Source organism: Pseudomonas sp. NFACC32-1 (assembly GCF_900101215.1).
GTDB lineage: Bacteria > Pseudomonadota > Gammaproteobacteria > Pseudomonadales > Pseudomonadaceae > Aquipseudomonas.
Genome location: NZ_FMUL01000023.1, coordinates 48,901 through 68,694 on the forward strand (window position 1 = coordinate 48,901; position 19,794 = coordinate 68,694).

General features: G+C 59.0%; 16 protein-coding genes and 1 other RNA gene. 6 read left to right on the forward strand and 11 right to left on the reverse strand.

What is annotated here, in order from left to right; translation table 11 throughout:
• Positions 1 to 26 precede the first annotated feature (26 nt).
• From BLP99_RS24890 to mdeB, 3 genes are read left to right on the forward strand one after another with little or no spacing between them, the layout of a single operon-like run.
• Positions 27 to 485 carry a transketolase gene (locus tag BLP99_RS24890; protein WP_072388649.1) on the forward strand — a complete coding sequence of 153 codons (459 nt, stop codon included), beginning with the start codon at positions 27 to 29 and terminating at the stop codon, positions 483 to 485.
• Between the two features lie 46 nt (positions 486 to 531).
• A complete protein-coding gene (locus BLP99_RS24895; RefSeq protein ID WP_092182050.1) occupies positions 532 to 954 on the forward strand; it encodes a hypothetical protein in 423 nt (140 codons plus the stop codon).
• Positions 951 to 3,647 carry an alpha-ketoglutarate dehydrogenase gene (gene mdeB / locus BLP99_RS24900; RefSeq protein ID WP_092182053.1) on the forward strand — a complete coding sequence of 899 codons (2,697 nt, stop codon included), beginning with the start codon at positions 951 to 953 and terminating at the stop codon, positions 3,645 to 3,647. The genes BLP99_RS24895 and mdeB overlap by 4 nt, the downstream gene beginning before the upstream one ends.
• Before the next feature lie 117 nt (positions 3,648 to 3,764).
• Here the strand turns inward: mdeB and BLP99_RS24905 are convergent, their stop codons facing one another.
• From BLP99_RS24905 to BLP99_RS24935, 7 genes are all read right to left on the reverse strand, one after another.
• Entirely contained in the window at positions 3,765 to 4,919 is a 1,155-nt protein-coding gene (locus tag BLP99_RS24905) for a M20 family metallopeptidase (RefSeq protein WP_092182056.1), read from the reverse strand.
• Positions 4,916 to 6,340, reverse strand: a complete 1,425-nt coding sequence (locus tag BLP99_RS24910; RefSeq protein ID WP_072459562.1) for a M20 family metallopeptidase — start codon at positions 6,338 to 6,340, stop codon at positions 4,916 to 4,918. The genes BLP99_RS24905 and BLP99_RS24910 overlap by 4 nt, the downstream gene beginning before the upstream one ends.
• Positions 6,337 to 7,326: an ABC transporter ATP-binding protein gene (locus BLP99_RS24915; protein WP_092182059.1), complete on the reverse strand. Its 990-nt coding sequence runs from the start codon at positions 7,324 to 7,326 to the stop codon at positions 6,337 to 6,339. The genes BLP99_RS24910 and BLP99_RS24915 overlap by 4 nt, the downstream gene beginning before the upstream one ends.
• A complete protein-coding gene (locus BLP99_RS24920; protein ID WP_072459561.1) occupies positions 7,323 to 8,339 on the reverse strand; it encodes an ABC transporter ATP-binding protein in 1,017 nt (338 codons plus the stop codon). Before BLP99_RS24920 ends, BLP99_RS24915 begins: the two co-directional genes overlap by 4 nt.
• A 16-nt stretch (positions 8,340 to 8,355) precedes the next feature.
• Positions 8,356 to 9,258, reverse strand: coding sequence for an ABC transporter permease (locus BLP99_RS24925; protein WP_072388636.1), 903 nt, complete (start codon positions 9,256 to 9,258; stop codon positions 8,356 to 8,358).
• A 9-nt stretch (positions 9,259 to 9,267) separates the two neighbouring features.
• Positions 9,268 to 10,185, reverse strand: a complete 918-nt coding sequence (locus BLP99_RS24930) for an ABC transporter permease (RefSeq protein WP_072388634.1) — start codon at positions 10,183 to 10,185, stop codon at positions 9,268 to 9,270.
• Between the two features lie 103 nt (positions 10,186 to 10,288).
• Positions 10,289 to 11,809 carry an ABC transporter substrate-binding protein gene (locus tag BLP99_RS24935; RefSeq protein ID WP_072388632.1) on the reverse strand — a complete coding sequence of 507 codons (1,521 nt, stop codon included), beginning with the start codon at positions 11,807 to 11,809 and terminating at the stop codon, positions 10,289 to 10,291.
• Between the two features lie 186 nt (positions 11,810 to 11,995).
• Between BLP99_RS24935 and BLP99_RS24940 the strand changes: the two genes are divergently transcribed.
• Positions 11,996 to 12,913 carry a LysR substrate-binding domain-containing protein gene (locus BLP99_RS24940; protein ID WP_072388629.1) on the forward strand — a complete coding sequence of 306 codons (918 nt, stop codon included), beginning with the start codon at positions 11,996 to 11,998 and terminating at the stop codon, positions 12,911 to 12,913.
• Between the two features lie 171 nt (positions 12,914 to 13,084).
• On the opposite strand, the gene BLP99_RS24945 is transcribed toward BLP99_RS24940, so the two are convergent.
• Together BLP99_RS24945 and BLP99_RS24955 are read right to left on the reverse strand one after the other, a co-directional pair.
• Complete coding sequence (locus BLP99_RS24945) at positions 13,085 to 13,438, reverse strand: DUF6124 family protein (protein ID WP_072388627.1); 354 nt, start codon at positions 13,436 to 13,438, stop codon at positions 13,085 to 13,087.
• A gap of 1,455 nt (positions 13,439 to 14,893) precedes the next feature.
• Positions 14,894 to 15,943, reverse strand: coding sequence for a DNA cytosine methyltransferase (locus tag BLP99_RS24955; protein WP_076405596.1), 1,050 nt, complete (start codon positions 15,941 to 15,943; stop codon positions 14,894 to 14,896).
• Positions 15,944 to 16,061: 118 nt separating this feature from the next.
• Here BLP99_RS24955 and BLP99_RS24960 point away from each other — a divergent pair, with 118 nt between their 5' ends.
• Positions 16,062 to 17,423 carry an ATP-binding protein gene (locus tag BLP99_RS24960; RefSeq protein WP_076405594.1) on the forward strand — a complete coding sequence of 454 codons (1,362 nt, stop codon included), beginning with the start codon at positions 16,062 to 16,064 and terminating at the stop codon, positions 17,421 to 17,423.
• Positions 17,423 to 18,388, forward strand: a complete 966-nt coding sequence (locus BLP99_RS24965) for an O-methyltransferase (protein ID WP_076405591.1) — start codon at positions 17,423 to 17,425, stop codon at positions 18,386 to 18,388. The genes BLP99_RS24960 and BLP99_RS24965 overlap by 1 nt, the downstream gene beginning before the upstream one ends.
• Before the next feature lie 594 nt (positions 18,389 to 18,982).
• Here BLP99_RS24965 and ssrA read toward each other — a convergent pair.
• Both ssrA and BLP99_RS24975 read right to left on the reverse strand, forming a co-directional pair.
• Positions 18,983 to 19,376: a transfer-messenger RNA gene (gene ssrA, locus BLP99_RS24970) on the reverse strand.
• Between the two features lie 96 nt (positions 19,377 to 19,472).
• Positions 19,473 to 19,763, reverse strand: a complete 291-nt coding sequence (locus BLP99_RS24975) for a hypothetical protein (RefSeq protein WP_072388604.1) — start codon at positions 19,761 to 19,763, stop codon at positions 19,473 to 19,475.
• Positions 19,764 to 19,794: the final 31 nt, after the last annotated feature.

The following is a 19,794-nucleotide window of genomic DNA, read 5'->3' on the forward strand; positions in this document are numbered from 1 at the left end:
GCAATCCAACCGCCGGGAGTACCGCCATGCATGCGATATCGCAATCCGCAGTCTGGATCAAGGAACCTTCGGCGGATGCCGGAGTGGTCATCGTGACCAGCGCCGCGTTGCCTAAGTACATGATCGACAAGCTGCACGTGACGATAGATGACTGGGACCAGGTGGCCTACCTGGCCGTCCAGCAGTCGGAGGCGCTGAGGGTCGACTGGTTGCGGGTCGGGTCCAGTGCGCAGCCGTCTGCCGGAGGCGACGCGTGTTATGCCAGCCAACTGTTGCGCGGCGTTCCCCACGACAGCTTTCTGCTGGAAGTCGGCACGGTGCCAGGCCTGACCTGGCTGGGATCGGTCTGCGGCCATCCGCTGCGTGTCGTCGAACTTGGAACAATCGCTTCATCCACTGCGGCGATGGATCGGCAGGTGGAAGAGGTGTTATCGGCGACCCGGCGTCTGGCCAAAAGCGTGCTGCAGGCGCGCGGCGTCATTTAACCCAGCCCTCGTCAATTCGCCTGTGCAAACCAGTAAGGCAACGCTTATGAGCCGAACCGCCCATGCGCGCATCCACGCAATGAAGTGGATGCGCGAGCCTTCCAGTCATACGCGTATCGTGGTCATCGTGAGCGGACTCGATAGCGATCACATTGACTTGATCCATCAGGGGTTCAGCTGTTTCGACAATGTCGCGCTGATCCATGTCGATACGGTGAACACCGCGCCTGGCAAGCTCGTCGAAGGGCACGTGGCCAAGCGTGACTACCGTTTCGTGGTGCTCGGTGAACTCGATGAGCACGTCTTGCACGACCTTTCCATCGCTCAGCCATGCCTCTACCCGGTCGCCCCAGACGAGACGAGCGAGCGCTCCATCATGGCGGCGGTAGAGCAAGTCAAAAACCTCGCCCGAGGCAGTCATTCGCGCCACCTCGAAGCGATACCCGACATCAGCAGGAGTTGCCCATGAACCTGTCCAATCCCCATGCCCAATGGCCGTCCCGGGCTGTCGAGGATGAAGAAATGGCCGAGTGGCGCGAGGCCTTGCTGTCGGTCGCCGCCCACGGCGGCACGGACCGGGCCAAACAGATCCTCGACATGCTGCTGGCCGTGGCAAGCACTGCGGACATCGGCTGGCGGCCCAGCCATGGCACTCCCTACATCAATACCATCGGCGTCGAGCGGCAACCGGTGTTTCCCGGAGACCTGGCGATCGAGGAACGCCTGGCATCCATCATGCGCTGGAATGCCCTGGCGATGGTTGCCCGGGCCAATCACGCCTATGGCGAATTGGGTGGACACATCGCCAGTTATGCCAGTGCGGCGGATCTGTTCGAAGTGGGCTTCAACCATTTCTTCAAGGCGCGCACCCCGACCGACGGCGGTGACCTGGTCTTCTACCAACCGCACTCGGCGCCAGGCGTCTATGCCCGGGCGTTCCTCGAGGGACGCCTGGAAGAAAAGGATCTGCAGCACTATCGACAAGAGATCGGCGCACGCGCCAATGGCGCCCGGGGGTTGTCGAGTTATCCGCATCCCTGGTTGATGCCGGACTTCTGGCAGTTCCCGACGGGCTCCATGGGGATCGGTCCGATCAGCTCGATCTACCAGGCGCGTTTCATGCGGTACCTGGAGCACCGCGGCCTGCAAAAGACCTCGGGGCGTACCGTCTGGGGCGTGTTTGGCGACGGTGAAATGGATGAGCCGGAAAGTATGTCGGCGCTGACCCTGGCGGCGCGCGAAGGGCTGGATAACCTGGTCTGGGTGGTCAACTGCAACCTCCAGCGCCTGGACGGCCCGGTGCGTGGCAACGGTCGCATCATCGACGAGCTCGAGGCGTTGTTCGGCGGTGCGGGCTGGAACGTGATCAAACTGGTCTGGGGCTCCGACTGGGACAGGTTGTTTGCCCGGGACAAGGACGGCGCGTTGGTCCGGGCCTTGTCGGCCACGGTCGATGGCCAGTTCCAGACGTTCGCGGCCAAGGATGGGCGCTTCAACCGTGAGCATTTCTTCGGTCAGGACGAAGCCCTGGCGGACTTGGCCCAAGGCCTGACCGACGAGCAGATCGACCGCCTCAAGCGCGGTGGTCATGACCTGGTGAAGATCTTTGCCGCGTATCAAAGCGCGATGCTCGAGGGCAAGAAACCGACGGTCATCCTGGCCCAGACCAAGAAGGGCTTCGGCATGGGCGACGCCGGACAGGGCAAGATGACCGTACACCAGCAGAAGAAACTCGACAGTGAGGCGTTGATCGCGTTCCGCAACCGTTTCAACCTGCCATTGACCGATGAGCAGGCCACCTCCCTGAGCTTCTTCAAACCGAGCGACGACAGCGCGGAAATGCGCTACCTGCATGCACGCCGCCAGGCGTTGGGCGGCTACATGCCGGCACGACCTTCGGCCTGCGAGTCATTGGCCGTGCCCGCTGTAGAGCATTACGCCGGGTTCGCCATCGCCGCCCAGGGCAAGGAAATGTCCACCACCATGGCCTTCGTGCGGATGCTCAGCGGCTTGCTCCGGGACAAGCAACTGGGGCCGCGCATCGTACCGATCGTGGCGGATGAAGCGCGTACCTTCGGCATGGCCAGCCTGTTCAAGCAGATCGGCATCTACTCCAGCGTGGGGCAACGTTACGAGCCGGAGGACATCGGTTCGATCCTCAGTTATCGAGAAGCCCTGGACGGGCAGATTCTCGAAGAGGGCATCAGCGAGGCTGGCGCCATCAGCTCCTGGGTCGCCGCCGCGACCAGCTACTCGGTGCATGGCCTGCCAATGCTGCCGTTCTACATCTACTACTCGATGTTCGGCTTCCAGCGCATCGGCGACCTGATCTGGGCGGCGGCGGATCAACGGGCCCGCGGGTTCCTGCTCGGTGCCACCGCGGGCCGCACGACATTGGGTGGCGAAGGCCTGCAGCACCAGGACGGCAACAGTCACCTGATGGCGGCGATGGTTCCCAATTGTCGGGCTTACGATCCGGCATTCGCCGGCGAGTTCGCGGTGATCCTGGATCACGGCATGCGCCAGATGCTGGAGCGCCAGGTGGACGAGTTCTACTACGTTACCCTGATGAACGAGAACTACCCGCAGCCCAGCCTTCCCGAAGGTGTCGAACAGGCCATTATCCAGGGCATGTATCGGTTTGCCCGACATGAAGTCGAGGGGGCGCGTGGACGTGTCCAGTTGCTGGGGTCCGGCGCCATCCTGGGCGAAGTGATCGCCGCCGCCGAGTTGCTGGCCAGCGATTGGGGGATCGACAGTCAGGTCTGGAGCGTAACCAGCTTTACCGAATTGGCACGTGATGCACGGGAAGTGGAGCGCTGGAATCGATTGCATCCCGGACAGCCTGCCAGGCGCAGTCATGTCCAGGAATGCCTTAACGACTCGGCGCCCATCATTGCCTGTACCGATTACGTACGGGCCTTGCCCCAGTTGATCGCCAGTTATCTTGATGGCCATTACACGGTGCTCGGTACCGACGGGTTTGGCCGCAGCGATACCCGCAGCCAACTGCGCAGGTTCTTCGAAGTGGACCGGCACCAGATCGTCCTGAGTGCGCTGACCTCGCTGGTGCAAGAGGGGAGGCTGCAGGCCGGCGTCTGTGCCGAGGCCATTGAGCGCTACGCCATTGACGTTGACGCCATGGCCCCTTGGGACGCTTGAGGCTGGCTTGCCCCTTGTGGGAGCGAGGTTGCTCGCGAAGTCGGTGGTTCAGCTATATGGAGGTTGGAGGTGTCCTGCTCTTGTTGCTTTGGACCTTGATCTCGACGCCCCGTTATTTCAACTGCTCTGGCCAACAGCCAGGATGGTCGCCACCAAGGCCTGGGCGCGAGGCACCAGCGTATCCAGCTCCAGGTATTCACGATCGGTGTGGACCTTGCCTCCCACCGGGCCGAGGCCGCACAGGGTTGGGATGCCCAGGCTGGCGGTGAATCCGGAGTCGGCGCAACCGCCGGTGAATTCGCCTTCGACGCTGAAACCCAGCGCCAGGGCTTTTTGTTGGTAGATTTGCAACAGCCGTTCGCTGTGACGGGCCTCCATCGGCAGAAAGGTTGTCGCCTCCTTGAGGATGGCGTGGGTACCGATCAGTTCTTCTTCGGCGACGATGGCCAGGATCGCGGTAAGGATCCGGTCCCAGTGCTTGAGTTCGATGAAGCGCACATCCAGCCGCGCCGAGGCGCTCGGAGCAACGGTGTTGCTGGACGTTCCCCCGGATATCAAGCCGACGTTCGTGGTGATGCCTGCCGAGTAATCGGTCAGGGCATGGAGCTTGACGATCTTGCGTGCCAGGGCCTCGATGGCGCTGGCGCCGTCGGCATGGTTGACCCCGGCATGCGCCGCGCGACCGCTGACTTCGATGATCAGCGTGGCACCGCCTTTGCGTGCGCTGACCACGTTGCCGCTGGCCCGACCGGGTTCGGTATTGAGCACGGCGCGGGCGGCACGGGCTGCGTGTTCGATATGGGGCCTGGCGCTGCCGGAGCCGATTTCTTCGTCACCGGTGTACAGGACCTGCACCGGATAGGGCAAGGGGCCGGCACGCTTGAGTGCCTTGAGGGCGAAGCAATTGAGCACCAGGCCGCCTTTCATGTCGGCGACGCCGGGGCCAAAGGCGAGATTGCCATCGCAGCTGTAGCCGCGCGCCGTGGTGGTGCCTTTGGGGAACACCGTGTCGCGATGGCCCAGCAGCAACACCGGCTTTCCAGGTTCGCCTCGCACTTCGGCGAGCATTACGTCGCCAAAGCCTTCCACCGGCATGCGCTTGAGCAGGATGCCGTCGGCCTCCAGCTCTGCCGCGAGCAGCGCGCCCACGGCGTCGACCCCCGCCTTGTCATAGCTGTTGGAGTCGGTGTCGACGATACGCTGCAGCAGCGTTTCCATGGCTTGGCGCTGGTCGGCAAGCCAGTCCAGCGCCTGTTGTGGCGTGGCGCTCATTGCATTTGCTCCCGCAACTGATGCGCCTGGGTCAGGCGTGCCGCATCGTTGCCCAGGTCCCAGAACAACCCCGCCATGATCTGCAGGCTTTCCTTGACCACCGGTGCCAGCAAGTGCTCGTTCGGCGCATGCTGCGAGCAGGCCGGGTACGAATGCGGCACCCACAAGGTGGGCAGGCCGAGCACGTCGGCGAACACATCGTTGGGCAGCGAACCGCCGAGGTTGGGCAGCAGCGCAGGTTTTTTGCCGGTGGTCTGGGCCAAGGAGCTCAGCGCCCAATCGACCCATGGGCTTTGCGGGTCCAGCCGAGTGGCGTGCATCACCTCGACGTGGCTTTGCTTGACCTCGACATTGCTGAAACCATGGGCATCCAGGTGGGCACGCACCGCCGGGATGAAGGTCGTGTAGTCGCTGTTCACCACGAAGCGGATGTGGCAGTGGGCGTTGGCCTTGCCGGGGATCGCGTGTACGGGGGCGTCCGGGTTGCCGGTCTTGAAGGCGATGACGTCGAGGGTGTTCCAGCCGAACACCTTTTCGCTCAGGGAGAGCTCGGGGTTACCCCAGTTGGCGTCGATGTCCGGATCGCCCGGTCCGCCACCGACGTCAATATCGGCCAGCGCCTGACGAACCGGCTCGGGCAGTGATTCAGGCATCAGGCCCGCCACTTTCACCCGGCCGTGTTCATCCACCATGCTCGCGATGGCATTGGCCAGGATGATCCCGGGGTTGGCCAGCAACCCGCCCCAGTTGCCAGAGTGATGAGCGCCTTCGCGCAAATTGACCACCAGCTCGAAGTTGAACACCCCCCGTGAGCCGAGAAAAATCGTCGGTCGTGACGCCGCCAGGCGCGGGCCGTCCGAGGCGATGAAAATATCCGCGGCGAGCTCTTCACTGTGCGCGGCACAGAATGCATTCAAGCCCGGCGAGCCTTCTTCTTCGCCCATTTCCAGCAGCAGCTTGACGTTGAACCCCAGCTTGCCGTCGCGAGCCTTGAGGGTTTGCTCCAGCGCGGTCAGGTTGATCAGGTGCTGGCCTTTGTTATCCGCCGTGCCGCGGCCGTACCAGCGATCGCCTTCGGCAATGACCTGCCACGGCGACAGGCCTTCACGCCATTGCGCTTCATAGCCGCGTACCACATCACCGTGGCCGTAGCTGAGCACGGTCGGCAGTTGCGGCTGCTCGATGCGCGTGGCGATCATGAACGGGCCGCGCCCTGCCACCGGGTTGTCATAGACAGCGACGCTGAAGCCCATCGCCTCGACATGCGGGGTGATGAACTCATGGAGATAGCGATACAACTCGGGTTGGCTGTCCGCTGCCTGGCTTTCAGTGTGCAAGGCGACGCTGCGTTCGAGCAGGTTGAAAAATGCGCCGTTATCGAATTGCGCTGTGGTGTTGCTGATGGCCAGTGAACGACTCATGAGTGGACAAGCTCCAGGGTTTGGGCGGGACTGTCGTGAAGGTGGCAACGCACGTTGCCGCCGATAATCGGATCATTGGCCGGGTAGGCCGTCTTGCAGGGGGCGAAGCAGCTCGGACAGCGCGGATGGAAGGGGCAGCCGGAGGGCGGTGACATCGGATTGGGAAAGGAACCACCCAGGCCGATCTCGGGAATGCCCAAGCGCGGATCGGGCGTGAGCACCGAATCCAGCAAGGCGCGGGTATACGGGTGGCCGGGTTTGGCGAATAACGCTTCGCGGGTGCGTTCCTCGACGATACGCCCCAGGTACATCACCGCTACCCGGTCGGCGAGGTGTTCGATGACCGCCAGGTTATGGCTGATCAAAAGATAGGTCAGGCCGAATTCGCGCTTGAGGTCTTGCAGCAGGTTGAGAATCTGCGCCTGCACCGAAACGTCCAGTGCCGAGGTGGGTTCGTCGCAGATCAACACGTCAGGGCGCATGATCAATGCCCGGGCAATGGCCACCCGTTGCCGTTGGCCGCCGGACAGTTGGCTCGGATAGCTGTCGATGACCCGCTTGGGCAGGCCGACCACATCGAGCATCGCTTCGGTTTTCTTGCGTCGCTCGGCGGGGCTGCCGATGTCGTGCACGATCAGCGGCAGGGTCACGATTTCGCGCAGCGTCTTGCGAGGGTTCAGCGAGGAGTACGGGTCTTGGAATATCGGCTGGATGTGCCGGGACATTTCCTTGCGATCCGTCGCCGCCAGGTGCTTGCCCCCCACCAGCACATCGCCGCTGGTGGGTGGCAACAGACCCAGCAGCATCTTGGCCAGGGTACTTTTTCCGCAACCGGACTCGCCTACCAGGCCGAGGGTCTCGCCTCGCATCAGCCGCAGGGAAACGCCATCGACGGCCTTCAGGGTGGCGGCGGGTTTGAACAAGCCGTTGTTGATCCGGAACTCGCGACGGATGTCGCACAGCTCCAATGCGATGTCTTTTTTCATGACCGAGCCCTCTCTTGAAGGCGAATCGGCGCCGGGGCCGGTGCGGCGAACAGGCAGCGCGCCATGTGGCCGTCCTGCTCGACTTCGGGAATGTCTTGCGCGCAGGCCGCTATCGCCTGGGCGCAACGATTGCGGAACGCGCACCCTTGCTGTTCGCCCACCAGGCTTGGCACCAGGCCTGGAATCGAACCCAGGGCCTCGCCCGGTCGGGTCCGCCCGGGGATTGGAATGCTGGTCAGCAGACCACGGGTGTACGGATGCTGTGGGTTTTCGAACAGTTGCCGGGCGGGGGCGGTTTCGACGATTTCCCCGGCATACATCACTGCGACCCGATCGGCGATCCGGGCCACCAGCCCCAGATCATGGGTGATGAAAATCACCGCCAGGCCGAACTCCTTCTGGAGATCGCGGATCAAGCGCAGGATCTGCGCCTGGATGGTCACGTCCAGTGCCGTGGTGGGTTCATCGGCGATGATCAGGTCCGGCTCGCACATCAACGCCATGGCGATGATCACCCGCTGGCGCAAACCGCCAGACAGTTGATGCGGATACTGGCGCAAGCGTTCGGTGGCATTGCTGATACCGACTTTCTCCAGCATCTGCGCGGCGCGCGCCAGGGCATCCTTGCGTGACACCTTGCGATGCTGGGTCAGCACTTCGCTGAGCTGGTCGCCAATGCTGTAGGCCGGGTTCAGCGAGGTCATCGGTTCCTGGAAGATCATCGCCAGACGGTTGCCGCGCAGATCGCACATGCGCCGCTCGCTCTGGCCCAGCATGTCGATGCCGTCCAGCGTCAGCCGGGACGCGGTGCGTCTGGCCTTGCGTGGCAGCAGGTCCATCAGCGCCAGCGAGGTCAGGGATTTACCGCAGCCGGATTCGCCGACGATACACAGCATTTCACCGCGCTCGACTTCGAAATCCAGACCGCGCACGGCATGCAGCATGTCATCCGGTGTCGGGCTGTTGCCCATGGGGATGTCCACGCGCAGGTTTTCAACATGCAGTAGTGCCATGTCCTGACTCCTCTAATCAGTTGCGGCCGTCGGGCAGGATCAGATCGCGCAGGCCGTCGCCGACCAGGTTGATGCCCAGCACCAGAATCATCAGGGCGACGCCGGGAATGGCGATGACCCACGGGGAAAAGAACATGTAGGGTTTGCCTTCGGCGATCATCAGGCCCCAGGACGGCGTCGGCGGCTGCACGCCAACCCCGAGGAACGACAGGGCTGACTCCAGCAGGATCGCGTGGGCCATCTCCAGGGTCGCGACGACGATCAGCGCACCGACCAGATTGGGCAGGATCTCGCTGACCAGGATGCGTAGGGTCGAGCAGCCAAGGGCCTGGGCAGAGGCCACATATTCAGCATCGCGAATCTGTTGCACCGAAGCCCTGACCACCACCGCGAAGCGATCCCATAACAGGCAGCCCAGCAGCACAATGACCACTTTCAGCGAGCCGCCCATCAGCGAGGCCGAGGCCAGCGCGACCATCACCACCGGCATCGCCAGCCGCGTGGTGATCAGGTAGCTGATGAACGCATCGAGCTTGCCGCCGTAGTAACCGGCCAACAGCCCCATCACGGTGCCGATAAAGCCGGAAATCAACGCCGCCGCGATGCCGATGAACAGCGAAATCCGCGCGCCATAGAGCAATCGCGACAGGTAGTCACGGCCCAGCTTGTCGGTGCCGAGGACGTACTCCCAGGTGCCGTTGGCCATCCATACCGGCGGTTTCATGCGCAGCATCACGTCTTGCGCATAAGGGTCGTGGGGGGCCAGCCACGGGGCGAACAGTGCACCGGCGAAGATGATCAGCAACAATACCGCGCCGATGGCGAAACCACGATGGCGAAAACTCTTGCCAAGGACTCGGCTCAGGCTGCTGGGGGGTGGCAGGTAGTCATTGATCGCGAGGGTCGTGGGGGTGCTCATGTAAGCCTCCTAGCGCACGCGGATGCGCGGGTCGAGCAGTGCGTTGAGCACATCGGCCAGCAAGGTGAGGATGATGTAGATCACCGCAATCAGCAGGACTACGGCCTGTACCACCGGAAAATCGTCACGGGCGATGGCGTCCCAGGCGAGTTGCCCGATGCCTTGCAGGGAGAACACGGTTTCGATCACCACCGAACCGCCGAGCATGAAGCCGAACTCCACCGCCGCCAGCGCGACGACCGGAATCAAGGCGTTGCGCAATGCGTGCTTGAACAGCACGCGGGCAGGGCGCAGGCCCTTGGCGCGGGCGGTGCGGATGTAATCGGAACCGAGCACATCGAGCATGCCGGCGCGGGTCAGGCGCATGATGGCCGGCGTCGCGTAGTAGCCCAGGGCAATGGCCGGCATGACGAAATGCAGCAGGGTCGAGTTGCCGGACACCGGCAACCACTTGAGCGTCACCGCGAACACCACGATCAGCATCAGCGCAAACCAGAAACTGGGCATCGCCTGGCCCAGCACCGCGATGCTCAAGGCCAGTCGGTCAATCCAGGTGTCGCGTTTGACCGCTGCCAGCACCCCCAGTGGAATCGCCACCAGCAAGGCGATGCCCAGGGCCATGGCACCCAACCCGAGGGTAATCGGCAAACGGCTGACGACGAGGTTGTAGACCGATTCCTGAAAGAAAAACGAGTTGCCCAGGTCCAGCCGCAGCAAATCGCCCAGCCAGTTGAAGTACTGGGTCGGCAGCGGTTTGTTCAAGCCGTATTGCACGCGGATCTGTTCGATCTGTTCGCTGGTGGCTTCCGGTCCACCAATGGCCGTGGCCAGGTCGCCGGACAGGTGCAACAGGGAAAAACTGATCACCGACACGGTAATGGCCACGCAAATCGCGATGCCCAGCCGACGCAGAAGGAATCCAAGCATGGCAAGTTTCCTCGTATCCAATGGATGGCATGTGTGAGGAGATGTCCGTGGTGCGGGTCAGTCGCAGCCACGGCACCTCTCGATCAATCCGCCCGGTTGCGGATTACTTCCAGCTGGACTGAACAAAACGCGGCAACTCATCCGGGTATGACGTGAACGCCAGTTCGGAGGTGTAGGCGTAGTTCATCGAGTAGTTGAACAGCGGCGCCCAGTACGCCTGTTCGCTGATGCGCTGCAACGCCTTGCGGTAGTTGTCCTTGCGCAGTTGCGGGTCGAGGGCGTTGTCGGCGGTCTGCAGCCAGCCCTGGACTTGTGGATCCTTGATGTTGTCGTCCGGATTGCCCTTGAACCAGGTGCCGGCCGACGCCGAGGTGTCGAGGATCGAGAACGAGCCCCAGGCCTGAAACGACATGGGCACCTTGCCGCCACGTTGCTGATCGCGCAGGGCGGCGTACTTCAAGAAGCGCAGCTTGGCGTTGATACCCACGGCGCGCAGGTTGCCGATGATGGCTTCGACGTAATCACGGTCGCGATAGGCGAAGATTTCGGTCTCGAAGCCATTGGGATAACCGGCTTCGGCAAGCAGCGCCCTGGCCTTGGCCGGGTCGTAGTCGTAGACCGTGGCCGCGGAGGTATCGCAACCGAACTGGCCTGGGTAACAGGCCACCTGCAAGGGCTTGGCTTCGCCCCCCACCAATTGCGTGGCCAGCGCACTGCGGTTGATCGCATGGTTGATGGCCTGGCGCACCTTGAGGTTCTTCATGGGGGAGTTTTCCGTGGAGGTGCCCCGGGCATCGAGAATCAGGAAACCGATGCGCATGGTTTCGCCGCTGGTCACGGTCAGGTTCTGCATGCCCTTGAGGTCGACCGCCTGATCCGGGGTCACGCGCCAGGTCCAGTCGACACCGTCGGTCATCAACTCGGCCAGGCGGGTTTCGGCATCCGGGATCACCCGGAACTTGAGGTGGCCGATATGCGGTTTGCCTTGTGGGCTGTCCGGAAAGTAGTCCTTGTTGATCTCCATGGTCACGCCTTCGCCAGCCACCACCGATACGGCTTTATACGGCCCGGTACCGATTGGCTTGCGACTGAATTCGGCCAGGCCGACCTTCTCGAAATACTGCTTGGGAAACATCGGAACGGCGTTGGACAGGTATTCCAGAGCCGGAGGAAAAGGCTTCTTCAAATACAGGCGGACGCTGTAGTCACCGGTTTTCTCGGCGCTCTTGATCCAGTCGACGTTTTGCACGGTCACGACTTTCGCTTCGGGCGACACCACGTAGTTGAGGGTGAACACCACATCGTCGGCGGTGAAGTCGTCACCGTTGTGAAATTTGACGCCCTTGCGCAGTTCGAAGTCGATGGTGGTGTCGTCGACCTGTTTCCAGCGCGTGGCCAACATGGGTTGGTACTCGCCGCTTTTGGGATCGCGGTAGACCAGGTTGTCCCAGATCAGCCGACCGAGAATCACGCCTTCGCGTAGATCGTTGTGATAGGGGCTGATGTTTTCAGGCTCGCTGTCGGAAGCGTAAACCAGGGTGTCGTTGGCTTTACCGGCATGAGCCGGAAAACTGCTGATGAAGCCCATCAGCGCAATAGTGCAGGCGAAACCTTTGATGCCCATGCCGTCGTCTCCGTTGGCGAGAGTGGTTGAATCAAAGGGCAGCGAATCGCAAAAGCGCAAAGGAGGGTAAAAGGATCAGACTGTATTTTTTTTGATCTGGACTCGAATGTAGGGAAAGGTTATCAATGCCACAAGAATAATATTTCGATTCTTCCTTTGCCGAAAAGGCAAACCCTGGAGGCGCCGATGCAGCTGTATGGTGTGCAGTCCACGGCACTGCGCTATTTTCTGGAAGTGGCGCGATGCGGATCGATCAGCGAAGCCTCGGTACGGCTGAACGTCGCGGCGTCAGCGGTGAGCCGGCAGATCTCCAAGCTTGAATTGGCCCTGGATGCCAGCCTGTTCGAGCGTCGTGCTCGGGGCATGGTGCTCAGCGAGGCGGGCGCGCGACTGGCGGCTTATGCGCGCAAGTCACAACTGGAGGCCGAGCAGGTGGTGCTGGAAATTACCGAGCTGCACGGCTTGCAACGAGGTCACGTGCACGTGGCCTGCTCGGAAGGATTCGCACTGGAATACATGCCCAGGAGCATCAGTGCATTCAGGCGTGAGTATCAGGGCATCCATTTCACCCTGGAGGTCTGTGCGCCTGCGCAGGCGACCGAAAAAGTACGCTCCGGCGAAGCCGACCTGGCGATGACCTTCAGCCTGACGCCACAAAAGGAAATCAAGGTCGAACATGTCCTGAGCGGCGCGATCTTCGCCGTGGTCTCCAATTCTCATCCCTTGGCCGGGCGTGAAGCGGTCAACCTCGCCGAGTTGCAACCCTGGCCCATTGCACTCCCCAAGGCCGACACCACCATACGGCAACTGTTCGACATCTGTTGCGGCGTGCAGGGCTTGTTGTTCGACCCGGTATTGACCACTAACTACGTGGCCTCGCTCTATAGCTTCGTGCGCGAAGAGGGAGGCATCAGCCTCGCCAGTGAGATGACCTTGCACAAGCAAGTGGCCGACAAGGCACTTCAATGCTTGCCGATTCTTGATGAAGGTATGAAGGCACGGCGCATCGAACTGCAGAGCATGGCGGGACGTAATTTACCGGCGGCGGTTTCTGCGTTCAGGGATTTTTTGATTGCGGAGTTGGAGAAGGGGAAGGGTGGTTGAGGAGGTGAGGTTAGTTGATGCTTGGGTGTTGTGGTTGCTCTGGCGTCTAAAGTCAGATTCTGCGTATAGCGCTTAGCGGCACTACGTTCGCCGTGCCGGTTCGGCGAGTCGGCTGCTCTGTAGACTCGGGGCTACAAAGGTCCGACTCGGCCTCACGTTATAGGCTGGGTGCTAGCGCGGATCGACGTTATCCAACGCCCGATTTGCCAACAGCTCGCTCAGCTCAATCACTTGCTGAATGCCCAGCGCAACATATCGGCGCGACCCGTCAAGGTCGAACGCCAGGTCGTTGATCATGGCGTTGGCCGAGGCCAGGTTTTCGCTGAGGTTGGCGAGCAGACTTTCAGTGTCGATGCCGTCGATGACGGTGAAGAGCTGACCGGGTGGGGGGGCGGTTTTGGCGTCGGTTTCTTTCGGTTTCAGATAGAAATCCAGCGCCCGATCGGTCGCCTCTTGGACTTTCTTTGGATCGAGGCCGGCGGAGCTGGGGGCCGTTTGCGGAGGATTGGGTGTGACCTTGAACATGATGGAACTCCTGTACCAGGTTGGGCCACCATGACTTGTCGCTAAGCAAGTTAGGGTGGCGGCTGTACGCAGGTTAGCGAACCGGGGGTACAGGAGCCCGGCAGACCCGAAGATCTCCCGCGCACAGCCACCATTGCAATCATTGCAGACATGAATACCTGCAACGAGATCAGGAGTGCTGATGCGTCCATACCCTTCGGGTCGCTAAACCCGATCACTGATGAGCAGTGATAGGAGCCAAGCTACCGGTGCGGGCCAAGGCGCACAAGCGGGCGGATTCTGTCTTAGTTGTAGGGAAAGGCGCAAGGCGACGTAGCTTCGGGCCTAGGGTTCGGTGTTACGGAGTGTGTATGGCTGTAGGGGGCTGCGCCTAGAGCGCTTTTGAAAATTGCCAGTTCGGTTCTGAGGCAATAACTGACGGATAACTTCTTCATAAGCAGCTTGACCAAGACCAAATGGAAATGCTCCGGGGCGGAGGCCTTGGGCAATATGCTGGATAGCCGTACCCGTCACGCTTAGCTTTAACGCCCTCTCAACGGAGCTGTGTCTGAAACACGCCGTAGGCGTCCGGGCATCCCGTCTTGCGTAGCTAAGCCGTTTGCCATCGTCACCGTCGAGGAGGACGTAATCGTTGGTCGCGGGTTGACTCCCTTTGAGCTGCCACTCGGAGAGGTATAGGGTTTGAGCAGGTGTAAGATTTTTCCTCAGGCACTGATTCGGTATTCCAAGGGTCAGTGTCAAAGGGGCTGGAGGACCGTTTGGATATCCGAATGACTGGAACTCAAAAAATCTCAAAAGATCAGGAGCCGGGGGGGGGAGCCCGTAATGGCTTCCAACTAAAGAGCGACCCGTACTTTGACCAGTTCGACGCCGATCTGATCACTACTGCGAAGCAGGTGTTGAGAAGCTAGCCGAACACATTCCGCGCATGCACCAAACTCCATTGCAGACTCTAGACCTCCACGAGCTGTATGACGTTATCCGTGCGGGCCTAGCTTCCTCATGTGAGAACTCCGGCCATAAGAGCCTCGACATCACCCCGCTGGGCTACGAGGAATCTGAACTGACGGTTGGGTTTGCGCGAGCTGCGTTTCCCGATATGAATCGGAGTACGAGCATTGCCGCTACTGCGGGGATGACTAGGTCTACAGAGCATCGGACATCAACGAGCATGGCGAATGTTCAGCACATGACGGCGAGTCGGCGCTTGTTGATGAAGAGAGCGAGGACTATGAATCTCTCGTCGAGTATTACCAAAACCACGACTGAGGCGCTCCCAACGTAGAGCCCTGCCTTTTCGTCAGCAGGTTCTACGTTGCAGGAATTAGAGCCCCTTTTTTGAAGACGCCATCCTATGGATGGCGTTTTTTTGCGCCTAGCCGGGCAATAAGGCACGCGACCAAACTAGACTGCTCTCCAGAGCCTGTTCAGGCGGGCCCTGTGACCGGCATCTGATTAGAGAAGGTGCTTAATCCTGGTCAGCAATGCCTCAGCGATTATTGGAGAGACGCTGTTGCCGATCATCCTGAAGCTGTGCCAAGTCGTTGGATGAAAGATAAAGTCGTCATGAAAACCTTGTAATCGCGCTGCCTCTCTCGGCGTGATCACTCTATCCTCGTCCGGGTGCAGTGGCCGAACCGCCTGATAGGAGCCACGATCACTTCCGGTTCCCGCGCGCAGGGTAGGACAAAGGCCACACCACTCAAGCCGCTTGTGCTTACCAACGGTATCCACGCCCCCTTGGGGAACCGTAGAAAACCGCATTTTAGTCTCTGCCTTGTGCACCGTACGCTGGTGGCCAGTGAACGAACCAGATTTGGCGCGCATGCGCTTTGCGTATTCCGACAGCTTTCGACTTTTCCCGTACACCCACTGACTGCCCCCTCCACCAGCTCCCAAAGGTACGGAGTTTTTCAAGTCGTTGATGGCATCAAGGACCGTAGTAGAGAACGAAGCCGACTCGGTAAGGTAGCCAAGATCGGGAGGGCTGAGCTTTAGTGAGTTGAACCCGAATACGAACACCCTCTTCCGCTTCGTCGGGGCCCCAAAATTAGAGGCATCCAGAATGACCGGGCCAAGGACTTTCCAGTGGCTACCGAGTCGACTCAGCCCTTCATCTAGAACAGGCCTATTCTCAGGGAATGCCAAGCCAGGCACGTTCTCCATGACAAAGAATTTGGGCTGGACCTCCTCGACTATGCGGAAAAAATGGCCCACAAGTGATCGCCTAGGGTCGTCAGGAAGCCGCTTCCCAATGCTACTGAAGGCTTGACAGGGTGGGCCACCTACGATGCCGTCAACACCCTCGGGCATGTAGGGGCGGATATTCTCCCATGTCAACGTCGATACGTCGGCGTGAAGAAAAGGGGTTGTAGGAAAATTGACAGGGAATGAGCTTGAGAGGATCGGGTCGATGTCCACAGCCAAGCAGGTCTTGAAGCCGGCATTTTGGGAGCCGAGCGCTAGCCCGCCGCATCCACTAAAAAGGTCGAGTAGGGTAGGCATAATCAGAAGTCCATTAGCATTGGCACAGCATACGTGATCAGAAGTTTTTTGTCGATCGTGAAGGCTAGCGAAAAGCCAGCAAAGCGGTCATTATCGCCGAAGAGACCGGAGGTACATGATGGCTGAAACGGACGCCCCACAACGCAAGGAAATCAACGCAGAGCCTACGAAAGCGTTCTTCGTAGACATGCTGACCCGCGATATTCCACTTGAACAGGCTGTGCTCGATCTAGTCGACAACTGCGTCGATGGAGCCAAAAGAATAGCCGCAGGCCGGGAAAGCGACGCTACTCGCCCTTACGATGGATGTAAGGTCGAAATCGTGCTTAACAGTCACCAGTTCAGCATTTACGACAATTGTGGCGGATTCGATGTCGAAACTGCTCAGGAGTATGCGTTTCGCTTCGGTAGGCCCGCGGCTGCCACTAGAACTGCACACTCTATCGGCCAATTTGGCGTGGGCATGAAGCGGGCGCTGTTCAAATTCGGACGCCATTTCAGAGTTGAGTCATCGACCTCAGCAGAAACATGGGCTGTAGATGTTGACGTTGAACAGTGGGAGGCTGAGACCGGTGGCTGGAGTTTCCCTTGGGCCGAAGTCCAATCCGACAAAATTGGACAAGACAAGCCTGGGACTGACATCTTAGTAACCAAACTGCGGCGAGAAGTTGCAGCAAAATTTGGTACAACTTACTTCGTCAACTCAATTATAGGTCTAATCAAGTCAAAACACCGGCAATTTATTTCAGACGGCCTAGATATCAAGGTTAACGATACCCGAATCGACGCAACGAATATTTATCTACTTGTTAGCGATGGGTTTACGCCTGGAACCGACATTTTAGAGTTCAGCGAAGATGGCGCCGCTACCGTTACAGCGAAGATCATCGTAGGCTTAGGAAAGTCGTCTCCGAAGGAGGCTGGTTGGAACGTTATATGTAATGGTCGGGTCGTCTTGGAAGCAGACCGCAGGCCGCAAACCGGCTGGGGTTTATTGGAAGAAAATGCAGAGAGGATGATAATCCCCAGCTTCCACAACCAGTTCGCCAGGTTCCGAGGCATAGTTTCATTCGACTCAGATGACTCATCTCGAATTCCTTGGAACACGACCAAAACCGATGTGGACGTAGACAGTAATGTTTGGCGATCAACATTCCAGCGTATGCTGGAAATGATGAGACCGGTAATCGATTTCCTCAACGAGCTGGACGCTGATATTGACGAGAACACCAAAGAGAAGAGCCCTCTTTTGGAACTCATCACCAAAGCAGCCCCCCAAGGCCCGGAGACGTTCCAGAAAAAAGCGGACTTCACCGCACCCAACAGAAGCTCAGTTGCTAGGGGGCCGAAGTTGATCAAAATACAATTCTCTCGAACAGTTGATGACGTTGAGTTCCTACAAGATGCGTTAGGGGTAACATCAGCAAAGGCTGTAGGTGAGACTTGCTTCGACATGGTTCTGACGAGGCAGCGCGACTGATGAGCGGAAGCTTCCGAAAAATCGACTATTCTTTACGGCCAGCTAAACACGCCGAGAGAAAAATGTTAGTTGACGTTCTTCGTCGGCTTACTCCATTCCAAGCAGTGGAGGACTATTGCTATATTGGATTCGGGTCGGTCTGGTTTTCGGATTTCATTTTATTTCACCGCATGCTTGGTATAAATAAAATGATATCTATTGAGCAGGCTGAGGGGGCTCGGGCCCGATTCGAAGAAAATAGGCCGTTCAACATCAATATCGAATTCGGAAATTCATCCACCGTTCTACCTCGGCTAGATTGGTCGGAGCGAGTTATTGCGTGGCTCGATTACGACGATCCTCTAGAGCCAGGAATGCTGCAAGATGTTCGGTCAGTCGCAAACCGGGTCCGTTCTGGCTCGGTTTTAGCCGTATCGGTCCAATGTGTTAAGGCTCCGTCTCTAATCGATTATCAGCGGGATACGGACGAAGGCAAAATGATCGCGATCGAGCGTTTTAGGCAAACATTTGGTCGAGAACGAGTTCCAGATGACGCACGAGACGATGATCTTGCGGGGTGGCCCTATGGGACTCTTAGCCGGAAAATGCTGATAACTGAGATCGAATTGGCTCTAGCCGAACGCAACCTGAGTGCTGGCACGACCCTCCGATTCGAATCAATTTGCGAGATCGAATATCAAGACGATGCTCGAATGTGCACCCTCGTTGGAGCGTTTGTCGACGAGGACGAAATCCATCGACTTGAGGCATGTGCTTTTGAGCGGCTCGACTTCATGCCGGCAACGCAAAAACCTATTCGAATTGAAATGCCGAAGTTGACAATTCGAGAGCTTCGAAAAATTGAGCAACAGCTTCCTAAACCTGTAGACCGAGAGCTGGACCTGGGCTCAATACCCGCATCCGACGCGGAGAAATTTTGCCGGATGTACAGATATCTTCCGAACTTTGCAGTAATGGAAATCTGAATAGATTGTAGCAGGCAAGGATAGTCCTCGCCTCATTCAACCTCATTCAAAGCTACAAACCCGCCTCGCTCAGCAGCGACGACGGATTGCATCCCAAGGCCGTCGAAATTTTCACGATGTTCAAGAACGTCACGTTGTAGTGGTCAACTAATCCCGGACACGACGTTAAGTTTTTCCTCGGCCCGCGCTGGTGCCAACCCATCGTTGAATTGATGAGGCCGAATCCAGTTGTACCGATGCATTAAAAAATGGTTTCGCGCAGCTTTTCAAGGCCCGAGCGGCTCTTATCAAAGCAGTGCTGCAGAGAGATGTGGCTGATCAGGTACTTCTTGGGGGCATGTGTCGGCATTTGTGGGTCTCTGTGTGTAAGCCGACACAGATTTAATACCCCTGACAGACCGCTGTGGCGCGATTTCAAACCGGAAAAGCGTCGGAAAGCGCTTTGCCTGATGTGAGGTAAAGATGGCAGTCGCGGATGGGCTTCGCGGGAAGGGAGGCTGTCATAAAGCTGGCATTACCCAACCAAAACGGCCCTAAGAGACACAAAAAAGGCACTGTAGCTATTCGCTAAGTGCCTGATTTATAAAGCTAAATTGGTGGAGCCGGGGGGATTTGAACCCCCGTCCGCCAGTACTCCGCTGTCGGTACTACATGCGTAGCCGTGTCTATTGAGTTAACCCTCAGCGACCCGACGGGCAGGGTGCTTTGGGCGAGTTGTGTAAGTTTTAGCCGCTTCGTCCACAACGTACTGCACGGCGATTCTGTTCTATATGACAATCATTTTGGGTTTACAGACATCCCCTGATGATTGCTGGACCCGAAGGTACCAGAAGGGAAGAGCTAAGGCTGCTTACGCAGCGAGAGCGTAATCCCCGTAGGTTTCGTCATTGGCAACTATAGGAAGTTGCAACAGTGGATTTACGAGTTCTGTTACCAACTCGGCATGCACCTAAAGTTTCGCAACCGGCGTCGAATCCTGAACGGCCCCGGACCTGTCACTCCGGTAGAGCATTGGAGCGGCAGGCATGTGCAGAGTGTACGCCAATCCGGGCCGGAGGCCAACCCGAAGGTTGGCCGTCAACGGTCAGGAGCTTTTACCGTCCTTGCTCACCTTCTGGATTTCCTGAAGGGTCTGGGTGGTTTCGCTGATGCATTTCTTGGTGCCTTCCTCACTGTGCTGGGCCTGGTGGGCCTTGGCTTGCTGGAGGCTGGCCTCGACGCGCGCTTCGAGGTCGGAGCCCTGGACCTGGGTCTTGGCGTTCTCGATGGTTTTGATATTGGTCTCGCACAAGTCGTCCGAGCCGCCGGCGGCGAACGAGGGGGAGGCGAGGATGGAGGCAGTGACGAACAGACCTAGCAGTGCAGAGCGTTTCATGTGTCTCTCCTTGAACCGAAGGCTCACGCCA